The sequence below is a fragment of the Serratia sp. CY55921 genome, from assembly GCF_052167655.1.
Taxonomy (GTDB): Bacteria; Pseudomonadota; Gammaproteobacteria; order Enterobacterales; family Enterobacteriaceae; genus Serratia; species Serratia ureilytica.
The window spans coordinates 312,164-325,900 of sequence record NZ_JBJNMU010000003.1; the positions used below are offsets into that span (position 1 = coordinate 312,164).

The window sequence follows — 13,737 nt, forward strand, 5'->3', positions numbered from 1 at the left end:
TTGCTATGCCTTGGATCCAACTCAAACTGAACACCACCGGCAGCCAGGCGGAAGACCTGAGCGACGCGCTGGTGGAAAGCGGCGCCGTGTCGGTGACCTTCCAGGACACCCACGACAACCCGGTGTTCGAACCCTTGCCGGGTGAAACCCTGCTGTGGGGCGATACCGATGTGATCGGCCTGTACGACGCCGAAACCGATATGGCCGAGGTGGTGGCGATGCTGGAACAGCACCCGCTGCTGGGCGCCGGTTTCCGCCACAAGATAGAACAGCTGGAAGACAAGGACTGGGAGCGCGAGTGGATGGACAACTTCCATCCGATGCGCTTCGGCGAGCGCTTGTGGATCTGCCCGAGCTGGCGTGACGTGCCCGATCCCGACGCGGTCAACGTGATGCTCGATCCGGGCCTGGCGTTCGGCACCGGCACCCACCCGACCACCGCGCTGTGCCTGCAGTGGCTGGACGGCCTCGATCTGGCCGGCAAAACCGTTATCGACTTCGGTTGCGGCTCCGGCATCCTGGCGATCGCCGCGCTGAAGCTGGGTGCGGCGCGCGCTATCGGCATCGACATCGATCCCCAGGCCATTCAGGCCAGCCGCGACAACGCGCAGCGTAACGGCGTTTCAGAGCGTCTGGAGCTGTATCTGCCGAAAGACCAGCCTGCCGACCTGCTGGCGGACGTGGTGGTCGCCAACATCCTCGCCGGCCCGCTGCGCGAGCTGGCGCCGCTGATCGGCTGTCTGCCGAAGGCCGGTGGCCATCTGGGGCTGTCCGGCGTGCTGGCCAGCCAGGCGAGCAGCGTAGCGGAAGCCTACGCAGAGAAGTTCACGCTCGATCCGGTCGCCGAGCGCGAAGAGTGGTGCCGCATTACCGGCCGCCGCAAGTAAGCGTCACGGTATAGTGCCCCTCTCGTCCACCGGCCCTGCGCCGGTGGATTTTTTTTGTCCGGCGATCGGCCCTCGGGCGGCACAAAATTTTATGCAATTTTTCGCCGCTCAACGACGGATCGCCCTGAGAATGCGCCTTCCAGGCAGGCTATCCCGGCAAAAATAGCGGGCGAATGCAGATAATATCCTGCGCAAAGGCGAATATTTTGCCGCACACAAAATAAGCACTTTTCGTCAACTTATTGTAAAATATATATAATATTTTTATGAATCGCCGCGTAGCGTATTTTCCGTCCTAATATCGGGCCAATTGGTTAAAGTTTGGCCTTTCATCTCGACGCAAAAATGCGTAATATACGCGCCCTTGCGGACACAGTATGGTCACTCTTTGTCTATGCGCATTGGACACCACCAGCTTACTAATTGCCTGATTGCGGCCCCGATGGCCGGTATTACAGATCGCCCGTTCAGAACCCTCTGTCATGCAATGGGTGCTGGGATGGCTGTATCCGAAATGCTCTCCTCCAACCCGGAGGTGTGGCGGACGGATAAGTCGCGTCTGCGTATGGTGCATAGCGATGAACCTGGGATCCGCTCCGTGCAAATTGCCGGATGCGATCCTGATGATATGGCCGCCGCCGCGCGTATCAACGTGGCCAGCGGCGCGCAGATCATCGACATCAACATGGGATGCCCGGCCAAAAAAGTGAACCGGAAGCTTGCCGGGTCCGCTTTGTTGCAGTACCCGGATCTGGTTAAACGGATCCTCCACGCGGTGGTCGACGCGGTGGATGTGCCGGTAACGCTGAAGATTCGCACCGGCTGGGCGCCAGAGCACCGTAACTGTGTAGAGATTGCCCAACTGGCCGAAGACTGTGGTATTCAGGCCCTGACGATTCACGGCCGAACCCGCGCCTGTCTGTTTAACGGCAACGCGGAATACGACAGCATTCGGGCAGTTAAGCAGAGTGTTTCCATTCCGATTATCGCGAATGGGGATATTACTGACCCGCATAAAGCCAGAGCAGTGCTCGACTACACCGGGGCCGATGCCCTGATGATAGGCCGCGCTGCTCAGGGGAGACCCTGGATCTTCCGGGAAATCCAGCATTATCTGGACACTGGGGAGTTGCTGCCGCCGATGCCGCTTGGCGAGGTGAAGCGCTTGTTGATTGGGCACATTCGGGAATTGCACGGCTTCTATGGCCAAGGCAAGGGATTCCGGATTGCTCGTAAGCACGTGTCCTGGTATCTCCAGGAACACGCTCCGAATGACCAGTTTCGGCGCACATTCAACGCCATAGAGGATGCCAGCGAACAGCTGGAGGCGTTGGAGGCATATTTCGAAAATCTTAGCGTAAAAAAAGAGCTGACAGAACTATGTTCGAACAACGCGTAAATTCTGACGTACTGACCGTTTCTACCGTTAACTCACAAGATCAGGTGACTCAAAAGCCTCTGCGTGACTCGGTTAAACAAGCACTGAAGAACTATTTTGCTCAACTGAACGGTCAAGACGTAAATGACCTGTATGAGCTGGTACTGGCTGAAGTTGAACAGCCACTGTTGGACATGGTGATGCAATACACCCGTGGCAACCAAACCCGCGCAGCCCTGATGATGGGCATCAACCGCGGCACGCTGCGTAAGAAGCTGAAAAAATACGGCATGAACTGATACTAGTCAGTTAACGTGTTGAAAAGGCGCTTTATCTCATTTGATAAGCGCCTTTTTCTTTGGGGCACACTCGGTTTGCAGGCAATAAAAAAGGCCGCAACGCGGCCCTTGGGGTAAAAAGCGGAGACCTTACTCGGTCGCTTTGTTTTTGAGGCTTTCCGCCCCTTGCTTGGTCTTGTCCCAAGCCTTCTCCGTACCCTGTTTGGTGGAGTGCCAGGCTTTTTGCGAGCCTTCGCTCACTTTACTGCCAACGCTATCGCTCTTGCCTTCGGCGGCGTGCTTGGCTTTCAGCTTCAGCTCTTCACCCTTGTCCTGAGACTGGTGCAGCTTTTCTTTGGCGGTATCCGCCCCTTTATGCGCCTCAGCGACAACCTCGTTGCTGGCGTGAGCGGCGGTGTCGGTCGCGGTTTCAGCAGCGAACACCGGGGAAGCGAGCAGCAGTGCAGACAAGGCAATGATTGATTTCTTCATAAGTCCCTCTTTTCTCAGATACGTGCCATTCGTCATGAAACAAGATGGCATGAAACGCCCCTTGAACGATTTAAGAATAGGACTAAAACCAAAAAAATCGATATAAAATTTTATTACAAACAGTTTTATTGATTTTTTATGCCACTAAGCAGCATGAGCGGGGAAAGCGCACGAAAAAGTTAAATTTTTCCTGTCACAAAACTATAATTTGTACGAATTTTTAACAAACACTAACAGGGATGGATTCTATGGTTGCCGCGATCATTATCGGCATTTTTATCATCAGCTTCCTCTACGCACACTCCCGCGGCAAAGAGAAACAAAAGCTTACCCGTCAGCTGTTCGATCACTCCACGTTTATGGGGCCGATCAACATGTTTATGACCGGTTTCTCCCGTTTGCCCGCCAAACAGCCCTATTTCGACGAAAAAGGCTTCCCGGAGCTGCAGACGCTGACCGACAACTGGCAGACGATCCGCGAAGAAGCGGTGCGCCTGCAGGATCACATCAAAAAGGCGCAGTCGCACAACGATGCCGGCTTCAACACCTTCTTCAAACGCGGCTGGAAACGTTTCTATCTGAAATGGTACAGCGACAGTCATCCTTCGGCGCAGACGCTGTGTCCAAAAACCGTCGAGCTGCTCAACCGCATCCCGTCGGTCAAGGCGGCGATGTTCGCCGAGCTGCCGCCCGGCAGCCACCTAGGTAAACACCGCGATCCTTACGCCGGCTCGGTGCGCTATCACCTGGGGCTGATGACGCCCAACGACGATCGCTGCTTCATCGAAGTAGACGGCGAGCAGCACAGCTGGCGCGACGGCGAGGCGGTGATCTTCGACGAGACCTACGTGCACTGGGCGCAGAACGCCACCGATCAGACGCGCATCATTCTGTTTTGCGACGTCGAGCGGCCAATGAAATGGCGCTGGGCGCAGGCGGTCAACCACTGGGTCGGCGCTACGCTGATGTCGGCGGCCAGTTCGCCGAACGACGATCAGGACCGCACCGGCGGCATCAACCGCATCTTCAAATACGTCAACGCGGTGCGCGATGCCGGCCAACGCCTGAAAGCGCGCAACCGCCGCGGTTACTACCTGCTGAAATGGCTGGTGATCGCCGCGATCTTCGCCGCGATTATCATTCCCAGCCTGTAAAACGCGCCAATCCTCAACTCAGGGGCAACGCGAATGAGAATATTCGCATGCCCCTCTTCCGCCACACCCCGTACCCTGTGTTAGCATAAGCATTCCTAGAGCCGCCTCCGCTGGCCAACAGCTATCCCTCCGAAGCCTGATAGCAGCGCAAACCGCCCTTCGAATGTAAATGTTTAGTCAATTATGGAATTCCGACTAAACCCTGGCCGTACCCGGGTGTCTGAGTAGTCGTATCGCTATCGAGTGGAACCTTTATGCGTTACAGCTTGCTGCCCCTTTTAACGTATAAAACGAGTTTCTATGAAATCAGCCAAAGCATTTCAACTGGCCTTGCTGCACCCGCGCTACTGGCTAACCTGGTTCGGCCTCGCTCTGCTGTTCCTGCTGGTACAGCTCCCCTATCCGCTGCTCTACCGTCTGGGGGTGTGGATGGGACGCACCTCGATGCGTTTTCTCAAGCGCCGCGTCACCATCACCCGTCGCAACCTCGAGCTGTGCTTCCCCGAGATGGACGAAGCGCAGCGCGAGCGCAAAGTGGTGGGCAATTTCGAATCCCTCGGCATGGGCCTGCTGGAAACCGGCATGGCCTGGTTCTGGTCAGATAAACGCGTCAAGCGCTGGTTCAACGTCTCCGGCATCAACCACCTCAAAATGGCGCAGCGCGACGAGCGCGGCGTGCTGGTGATCGGCGTGCATTTTATGTCGCTGGAGCTGGGCGGCCGGGCGATGGGCCTGTGTCAGCCGATGATGGCGATGTACCGTCCGCATAACAACAAGGCGATGGAATGGGCGCAGACCAAAGGCCGCATGCGTTCCAACAAGGCGATGATCGATCGCAAGGATTTGCGCGGCATGGTGCATGCGCTCAAGCGCGGCGAGGCGGTGTGGTTCGCGCCGGATCAGGACTACGGCCCGCGCGGCAGCGTATTCGCGCCGCTGTTCGCCGTCGATAAGGCCGCCACCACCAGCGGCACCTTCATGCTGGCACGCATGGCCAACCCGGCGCTGGTGCCGGTGGTGCTGATCCGCCGCGAAGGCGGCCGCGGCTACGACCTGCTGATCCAACCGGCTCTGGAAGACTATCCGCTCAGCGACGAACAGGCGGCGGCGGCTTACATGAACAAAGTGATCGAGAAAGAGATCATGCGGGCGCCGGAGCAATACATGTGGCTGCACCGCCGTTTCAAAACCCGACCGGCTGGCGCGCCCTCGCTGTACTGACCCCCTTATTTCCAGCCCGGCCAACGCCGGGCTTTTTTGTGCGCCGCGTTTAAAAAATCTGCGGCTCGGGCTCCCGCTTTCCTGTAATCTCCTTTTTTACCCGCACAGGAAAGGAAATGATGAAAGCTCAAGTCCGCATTGCTCTGGTCGGTGATTACAACCCGCAAGCCGTGGCCCACCAGGCCATCCCCGTGGCGCTCCAGCTCACCGCCGCCCACCTCGACATCGACGTTCAGCCCCAGTGGCTCCCGACCGAAACCCTGACCTCCCCCGACGCGCTGCAAGATTTCGACGCCATCTGGGTGGTGCCGGGCAGCCCGTATCGTCACGACGACGGCGCCTTTATGGCGATCCGTCATGCGCGGGAAAACGACGTGCCGTTCCTCGGCTCCTGCGGCGGTTTTCAATACGCCATCGTCGAATACGCCCGCAATGTGATGGGCTGGCACGACGCCGGTCATGCGGAAACCGACAGCGGTGGCCGGCTGGTGATCGCCCCATTGAGTTGCTCGCTGGTGGAAAAAACCGGCGACATCGTTTTTCAGCCTGACACCCGCGTCGCGCAGGCCTACGGCAGCCTGAACGCCCATGAAGGCTACCACTGCAACTTCGGCGTGAATCCGGACTTCGTCGCCGATCTGCAGCGTTTCCCGCTGATCATCAGCGGCCACGACACCGAAGGCGACGTACGCGCCATCGAACTGCCGGGCCGGCGTTTTTACGCCGCCACGCTGTTCCAGTCGGAACGCGCCGCGCTGCGCGGCGAGCTTTCACCGTTGGTGGTGGAACTCGTCAAAGCCGCCAACGGGTAAACAAAGGTTCATCGGCGCCATCGGGGCGTTGTCACCGGATAAAAAAAGCCCTCTTGCGAGGGCTTTCTGATCGTCTATCCCGCCGACTTACGCCTGTCCGAGATCGCGCAACGCCAGATTGAAGTGCTGGCCCAGCTCACGCCGGTGAACCGGATGCTCCATCATCGACACATGGTCGCCGTTGACCTGGCTGACGCGGACGGTCGCCGGCGGCAACAGCCTATCCCATCCCAGCGCGGAAGCGTCTTCGCGGCAATATCCCGCCTGCTTGATCTTCTGCCAGTACGCCTGGAACTGCTCGTTCTGCGAATTGGCGGAAACCTGCTCCTGCTTCGCCTTGAACAGATGGATCTTGAGCGATGCAGGCTGCACCTGAGTCGCTTCCACCAGCTTGGCGTAATGGTGTCGCTGTTGCCAGAGAGCCGCCTCGTCGGCCACTTCCGCACGCTGAGTCTTGATCCCAGCGCGTTGCACGGCCGCTATCGCCTCCGGTAACGGCAGCTCGGCCAACTGCTGACAGAACTGCGGATCCGGCCTCTCCTGCGTGGATTCCACCCAGTTCAGCAACAGCTGGACCGGGCTGTGCATCGCCTCCACCGGCCGCAACGTGTCAATCAGCCCCAGGAAAGCGACCGCTTCCCCGCTCGATTGCAGTTGCTCGGCGATGGCATAGGCCAACACCCCGCCGGAAGAGTACCCCGCCAGATGGTAGGGCCCCTGCGGCTGCACTTCGCGAATCAACGCCACGGCGCTGGCGGCCATGTCGCTCATGGTCGCCGGCTTCTCCTCCACCGCCGGCCACGGCACAGCGTAGACCGGGAAGCTTTCATCGATCTCCTTGGCCAATTCAAATACATAAGAGTGATCGCCAAAGCCGGTCGGGACGAAGAACAGCGGCGGTCGGCTGCCGCTGCTGCGAGCCGGCACCGCTTTGCACAGCGGAGCCTCGGCGGTGCGACGATCGATCCGTTCGGCCAATTCGGCCAAGATCGGATGGTTGAAGATCGCCTGTACCGGCAAGGTGATGCCTTGCTGACGCAGTTGGCTGGAGAGACGCACCGCCAGCAGTGAATGGCCGCCGAGCTCGAAGAAATTGTCGTGGCGTCCTATCTGGCCAATCTCGAGCAGCTCGCACCATGCCCGCGCCAGCGTCGTTTCGGTCTCACCCTGAGGCGCCGCATACTCCCGAGCGCCGACTGCCGCACACTCCGGCTCCGGCAAGGCGCGCCGATCCAACTTACCGTTGGCGGTCAACGGCAGCGCATCCAGCCAGACATAAGCCGACGGCACCATGTACTCCGGCAACCGTTCGCTCAAATAGGCCCGCAACTGCCCTTGCAGCGCGCTGCGTTCCCCCTCGGCCGCCGGTACGATCCAGGCGACCAGACGCGGGTGGTGCTCCGTCGAACAAACCTGCACCACCGCTTCCCGCACCCACGGGCTCGCTGCCAGCTGCACCTCGATCTCGCCCGGTTCGATGCGGAACCCGCGCAACTTGACCTGCTGGTCGCACCGCCCTTGGTATTCAAGACAGCCGTCCGGCAGATAACGCGCCAGATCGCCGGTACGATACATGCGGCCGCCGCCGACCGGGTTGAACGGATCGCTCAGGAAACGCTGCGCCGTCAGTTCCGGCCGGTTCAGGTATCCCAACGCCACCCCCACGCCGCCGATGTGCAGTTCTCCTATCGCCCCCATCGGCACCGGGCGCCCACGGGCGTCCAACAAGTACGTGCGGGTATTGCCGATCGGTTTACCAATCGGCAAACGCGCCTCCCCTTCGGCCCGCTCGATACGCGCCGTGGTCGCAAAGGTCGTGGTTTCCGTCGGCCCATAGGCATGGATCAGTTGCACCGGCCCTTGTTCTTGCAGCAACCGCGCATAAGCGCCCGGATCCTCTTTCTCCCCCCCGCTGATCAGATATTTCAGCTGCGCCAGCGCGCCGCTGATGCTGTGCACATACTGATTGAACAACGCGGTGGTCAAGAACAGCGTGGTGATGCGATGACGCTGCAGTTCGGCCGCCAGACGTTCGGCTTCCATCATTACCTCCGGCGCTATCACCACCAGCGCACCGCCGTTCAGCAGGGCCGCCCACACCTCCATCGTGCTGGCGTCAAACGCCGGGTTGGCGGCAAAGGCAACGCGGTCTTCAGCGTCAAAGGCGGCGTAGCGATTGTTGCGCACCAAACGAGTAATGCCCTGGTGCGGCGTCATGACCCCTTTCGGCGTACCGGTCGAACCGGAGGTATACATGATGTAGGCCGTCGTGCCGCTCGACAATCGCAACGCCGGATTACCGTCATTGCCTTCGCAATCCTCGACCGGCAGCTGCGGAATGCCCTCATTGCCGGCGGTCTCTGCCAGCATCAGACACGCGCCGCTGTCATTGACGATCCACGCCTGACGCGCGGTCGGCAGTTGCGGATCGAGGGGCACATACGCCGCACCGGCCTTGACGATCGCCAGTTGGGCGCAAACCAGTTCGATGCTGCGCGTCAGCCGCACCGCGACCCGATCGCCCGGTTGTACGCCGCGCTCAATCAGCCGGTGCGCCAACCGGTTAGCGCGCGCATTCAACTGCGCGTAACTGAGCTGCCGCGCCCCCTGGATCACGGCGACGGCCTGTGGCGTCAACTGCGCCTGTTGTTCAAACAGTTCGTGCACGCAGGTATCCGCCGGGTAAGGTTCCGTCGTATGATTCCAGCTGCACAGCTGCAGCGCATACTCCTCATCCGGCATCACGTCCAGTTCGCAGATCGGTGTCTGCGGCGCCTCTTCCAGCGCCTGCGCCAAGGCGCTCAACGCCTGCGCCATGTAACCGCACACGCGCAGCGCTTCAATCGGCTGTCTGACCTGCGCCGTCAGGCCCAACGAATCGCCGCCGTCCTCGACCGACAACACGAACGGATAGTTGGTGCGTTCCTGGCTATCCAACAGCGTCACGCCGGCCGGCAAGGCAGTCTCCTCGCCGCTGTTATGCCGATAGTTCAGCAGGGCGCTGAACAGCGGCGTGCCCGCGGCGACGCCGCTGCAGCGCTGCGCCAAGGCCAGCGGCGCATGCTCATGGGCCAGCAGTCCGCTCAGCCGGATATGCGCCTGCAACGCCGCCGATTCTGCGCCAACCTCATTGACATCCAGCCGCAGCGGCAAGGTGTTGATAAACAGTCCGAGCGCCCGTTCCGCCCCGTCTCCGGCCTGCATGCGGCCCAGCAACACGGTGCCGAACACCACCTCATCGCGGCCGGTGGCGCGCGCCAGCACCTGCGCCCAGGCCAGATGGCACAGACTGGCCAGGCTGACGCCCATCCGTCGCGCCTGCCGCCGCAGCTGCTGATTGAGCGCATGCGGCAATGCCAGGTGCGCCGTCGAGATATCTCGCCCTTCGCCATGCACATCGCTCAGGCCGAACGGCAGCGACGGTTCATCGATATCCGCCAGCAGAGTGCGGAAGAACTGCTCGTGTTCAGCGTTGCTGACGCCGAGCCGCGCCTGCGCCACCGCGTTGCGGAACGGCGGCGCCTTGGCCAATTCGTCTCCGCGTCCGGCCAGGATCAGATTGATTTCCTCCTGCATCACCGCCAGGGTCGAGTGGTCGCCGATCAGGTGATGCCACTGCTGGAGCACACACCAACTGCCCTCCTCTTCCCGTGCAGCGACAAAGCTCAGTAACGGCGCGCGCGTCAGATCTGGCCGTACGCGGCGCGGATCAAACAACGCCGTCAGCCGCGAACCGATATCGCCCTGCGCCGGATCGAGCCGCAGTTCTTGCAGCGACAACTCGGCCTTGCGCCACACCACCTGCACCGGCGAAGACACGCCCTGGGTGATGAACGCGGTGCGCAGAATGTCATGGCGGTCGATCACCTGCTGCATCGCCGCCAGCCAGGCATCCAGACGCGCACGGCTGTCGAAACGCAGCACCGCGGACAGCTGGTACGGATCGCCCTGCTCCGCCAGCAGATGGTGGAACAAAATCCCCTCCTGCAGCGGCGACAAAGCGTAGATGTCCTGTACGTTGGCCACACCGCCCGGCACCTGCGCCACCACCGCGTCGATCTCCGGCTGGCTCAGCGCCGCCAGCGGCAACATCTCCGGCGTAATGGAAGCGCAACCCGGTTGGATACCGTTGGCCGGCACGCTCACCTCTTGCTGCGTGACCAATGTCTGCGCCAACGTCGACAGCGTCGGCGCGGTGAACAGCGTTTGTACCCCGGCGCTCAACCCCACACGGCGCAGCTGCGCCATCAGTTTGACCGCCAGCAACGAATGGCCACCCAGTTCGAAGAAGTTATCGTGACGTCCTACACGCTCAATGCCCAGCAACTCGCGCCAGATCCCCGCCAGCAGCGTTTCCAGCTCGCCTTCCGGTTCGGCGTAAACCTCACGCACGTAGGCGTCCTCTTGCGGCTCAGGCAGCGCGCGCCGATCCAACTTGCCGTTCGGCGTCAGCGGCAGCGTATCCAGCGCAACCCAGGCCGTCGGCAGCATAAACTCCGGCAACATGCCCGCCAGATACTGCCGCAGCGTCACCGCCAACGTCTGACGGTCCGCTTCAGCCTCCGGCACCACCCACGCCACCAGCCGTTTATTGTTCGCTTCGCCGAGGACATCCACCACCGCTTCGCGCACCGCCGGATGACCAGCCACTCGCGCCTCGATTTCACCGCATTCGATGCGGAAGCCGCGGATTTTCACCTGCCGATCGTTACGGCCTTGGTAGTCGATATTGCCGTCCGGCAGGTAGCGCGCCAGGTCTCCGGTACGATAGATCCGGTCTCCGGGATTGAAGGGATCCGTCAGGAACCGTTCTGCCGTCAGTTCGGCGCGATTGAGATAACCCAATGCCACGCCGGCACCGCCGATATAGAGCTCACCGGTGGCCCCGAGCGGCACCGGCTGCAAATGCTCATCCAGCAGATAGATGTGCGTATTGCCGATCGGCCGGCCGATCGGCAGGCGTTGCCATGGCCCTACTTGTTCAACTATCGCCGCAGTGGCGATAACGGTGCCTTCCGTCGGCCCATAGGCATTGACCAGACGCACCGGCCCCGCCTCTTTCAGCATACGAGCAAAGGCGTGCGGATCCGCAGCTTCACCGCCGCTGATCAGATATTTCAACTGCGCCAACGTCGCGGCGATGCTATGGACATATTGGTTAAACAACGACGTGGTCAGGAACAAGACGTTAATCTCTTGCCGCACCAGCGCTGCCGCCAACGCATCGGCATCCGTCAATACCTCCGGCGCAATGATCGCCAGACTGGCGCCATTGAGCAACGCGCCCCACATTTCCAACGTGCTGGCGTCGAATGCCGGATTAGCGGCGAAAGCAAAGCGATCGCCGCGTTCGAACGCCGCAAACCGATTGTTAATCGCCAGTCGGAGGATGCCTTGATGCGTCACCATCACGCCTTTAGGCGTGCCGGTCGAGCCCGAGGTATACATGATGTAAGCCGGTGCGTCGCCGGCGCGAGCCACCGCCGGATCGTGGGTCGGATCCTGCCGCAGACGATCGATACGCAGACATTCGATCTCGCCGGCTATCTCGCGATCGAGATCGCGATCGCACAGGATCAACGTCGTTCCGCTGTCGCCGATGATCCACGCCTGCCGCGCAACAGGCAGGTGCGGATCGAGCGGCACATAAGCGGCGCCCGCCTTGAGGATCGCCAACTGGGCAATGACCAGAGAGAAACTGCGTTCGAGCGACGTGGCCACGCGGTCGCCGGGGCGTACACCCTGTCCGATAAGTTGGTGTGCCAGTTGGTTAGCGCGGGCGTTCAATTGCGCGTAGCTAAGGCTGTCCGCCTCGTTTACCAACGCGATGGCATCCGGCGTACGCCGCGCCCACTGTTCAAACTGGGCGTGAACAGGGTTCTGCGCCGGATAAGCTTCCGCGGTTCGGTTCCAGCCATACAACAGCAGTTCGCGCTCAGCGGCCGGCAGCAGATCGATATGCGAAGCAGACTGCGAAGCGTTTGTCGCCATCGCCCGCAGCACCTGCACCAGATAGGCGCCGTAACGCTCGGCGGTGGCGCGATCGAACAACGCCGTGGCGAAGTTCAGCGTGCCGCTGATGCCTTCGCCGGTATCGGCCAGATCGAGCGTCAAATCATACTTGGCGATCCGATAGCCCAACTCGGCGCTCTCGGCCTGCAGTCCAGGCAGCGGAATATTGCGCACCGAGCCGTCCTGCCAGGCCAGCATCACCTGGAACAGTGGGGTATAGCCCAGATGGCGCGGCGGGTTGACCAGCTCCACCACCTGCTCGAACGGCAGATCGCGGTTTTCCTGCGCCGCCAGCACTGTGTGGCGGATCCGTTCGAGCAGCGTCGGCAGATCCGGATCGTCGCGAAGATCGATGCGCAGCGCCAGCGTGCTGACGAAGAAACCGACCAGCGATTCGGTTTCCAGCCGGCTGCGGTTGGCCTCCGGCGTGCCGATCACCAGCTCCTGCTGTCCGGCCATGCGCGCCAGCACCAGACTCCAGGCCGCCAGCACCGTCATAAACAGCGTGCCGCCATGCTGTCGGCTGAATTGACGCAGCGCCTGCGTCAACTCGGCGTCGATCGCGATCGGCACTTCTGCGCCGCTGAAAGACTGCACCGTCGGGCGCGGCCGGTCGGTCGGCAACGTCAGCAGCGCCGGCGCATCGCTCAGCGTTTCACGCCAGTATTGCGCCTGCGCCGCCAGCCGTTCCGGCGTCAGGTAGCGACGCTGCCAGGCGGCGTAATCCGGGTATTGCAAGGTCGGCGGCGGCAGCGGATCGGCCTCGCCGCGACGGAAAGCGCCGTACAGCACGCCCAATTCGCGCAGCAGTATGCCGGTCGACCAGCCGTCGGAGACGATGTGATGGCAGGTGAGCAGGAACAGATGCTCCTCATCCGCCAGGCGGAGCAGCGCGGCGCGCACCAGCGGACCGGAACTCAGCTCGAAAGGCGCCTCCGCCAGGTGCTGCGCCAGTTGCCGCGCTCGGCTTTGGGCATCCTGCTGCCCACGCAGATCGTGAACCGTCAACGGCAGCGCGTCTGCCGGCAGAATGTGCGTCTGCGGCTGCCCCTCGACGGTGATAAACCGGCTGCGCAACGCTTCGTGACGGGCATAGAGCGCATCCAGACTCTGCCGCCAGGCAGGCAGATCCAGCTCGCCGCGCAGGCTCAGCGCCAGCGGGATATGGTAAGTTTCACTCATTCCCTCCAACTGGGTCAGGAACCACAAGCGCTGCTGAGCAAACGACAGCGGCAATGCGGCGTCGCGCGGCAGAGCTTCGATCGGCGGCAGCGCTTCACTCGTCCTTTGCAGTTCCTGCGCCACTACGTGCAGCGTCGGATTGGCGAACAGGGTCTGCAACGGCAGCTGCCATTCCATCTGTTGCAGACGGTTGGTCAGACGTACCGCCAGCAGCGAGTGGCCGCCCAGTTCGAAGAAGTTATCGTGGCGGCCAACCCGCTCCACGTTCAGCAACTCGCGCCAGATCTCCGCCAGCAGCGTTTCGCGCTCACCCTGCGGCGC

The 13,737-nt window shown here is 61.3% G+C and carries 8 protein-coding genes; 6 read left to right on the forward strand and 2 right to left on the reverse strand.

The genetic code is table 11. From position 1 onward, the window contains the following. Positions 1–5 precede the first annotated feature (5 nt). The 3 genes from prmA to fis all read left to right on the forward strand — a co-directional run bounded on the left by prmA (position 6) and on the right by fis (position 2,564). Positions 6–887, forward strand: coding sequence for a 50S ribosomal protein L11 methyltransferase (gene prmA / locus ACJ8M3_RS17995; protein ID WP_033644444.1), 882 nt, complete (start codon positions 6–8; stop codon positions 885–887). Positions 888–1,281: 394 nt separating this feature from the next. Then, positions 1,282–2,286, forward strand: coding sequence for a tRNA dihydrouridine synthase DusB (dusB, locus tag ACJ8M3_RS18000; RefSeq protein WP_033644443.1), 1,005 nt, complete (start codon positions 1,282–1,284; stop codon positions 2,284–2,286). Beyond that, complete coding sequence (fis, locus tag ACJ8M3_RS18005) at positions 2,268–2,564, forward strand: DNA-binding transcriptional regulator Fis (RefSeq protein WP_000462905.1); 297 nt, start codon at positions 2,268–2,270, stop codon at positions 2,562–2,564. Before dusB ends, fis begins: the two co-directional genes overlap by 19 nt. A 129-nt stretch (positions 2,565–2,693) precedes the next feature. Here fis and ACJ8M3_RS18010 read toward each other — a convergent pair whose 3' ends face one another. Beyond that, entirely contained in the window at positions 2,694–3,035 is a 342-nt protein-coding gene (locus ACJ8M3_RS18010; RefSeq protein WP_016930249.1) for a hypothetical protein, read from the reverse strand. Between the two features lie 248 nt (positions 3,036–3,283). Here ACJ8M3_RS18010 and lpxO point away from each other — a divergent pair, with 248 nt between their 5' ends. From lpxO to ACJ8M3_RS18025, 3 genes are all read left to right on the forward strand, one after another. After that, the gene (lpxO, locus tag ACJ8M3_RS18015; RefSeq protein WP_033651231.1) at positions 3,284–4,189 is read left to right on the forward strand and encodes a lipid A hydroxylase LpxO; all 906 of its coding nucleotides are present in this window, start codon (positions 3,284–3,286) and stop codon (positions 4,187–4,189) included. Between the two features lie 300 nt (positions 4,190–4,489). Beyond that, positions 4,490–5,410 carry a kdo(2)-lipid IV(A) palmitoleoyltransferase gene (gene lpxP / locus ACJ8M3_RS18020; protein ID WP_033644438.1) on the forward strand — a complete coding sequence of 307 codons (921 nt, stop codon included), beginning with the start codon at positions 4,490–4,492 and terminating at the stop codon, positions 5,408–5,410. A 116-nt stretch (positions 5,411–5,526) separates the two neighbouring features. Continuing rightward, positions 5,527–6,222 carry a CTP synthase C-terminal region-related (seleno)protein gene (locus ACJ8M3_RS18025; protein WP_422067113.1) on the forward strand — a complete coding sequence of 232 codons (696 nt, stop codon included), beginning with the start codon at positions 5,527–5,529 and terminating at the stop codon, positions 6,220–6,222. Between the two features lie 87 nt (positions 6,223–6,309). Here the strand turns inward: ACJ8M3_RS18025 and ACJ8M3_RS18030 are convergent, their stop codons facing one another. Next, complete coding sequence (locus tag ACJ8M3_RS18030) at positions 6,310–13,680, reverse strand: amino acid adenylation domain-containing protein (RefSeq protein WP_442514715.1); 7,371 nt, start codon at positions 13,678–13,680, stop codon at positions 6,310–6,312. Positions 13,681–13,737 lie beyond the last annotated feature (57 nt).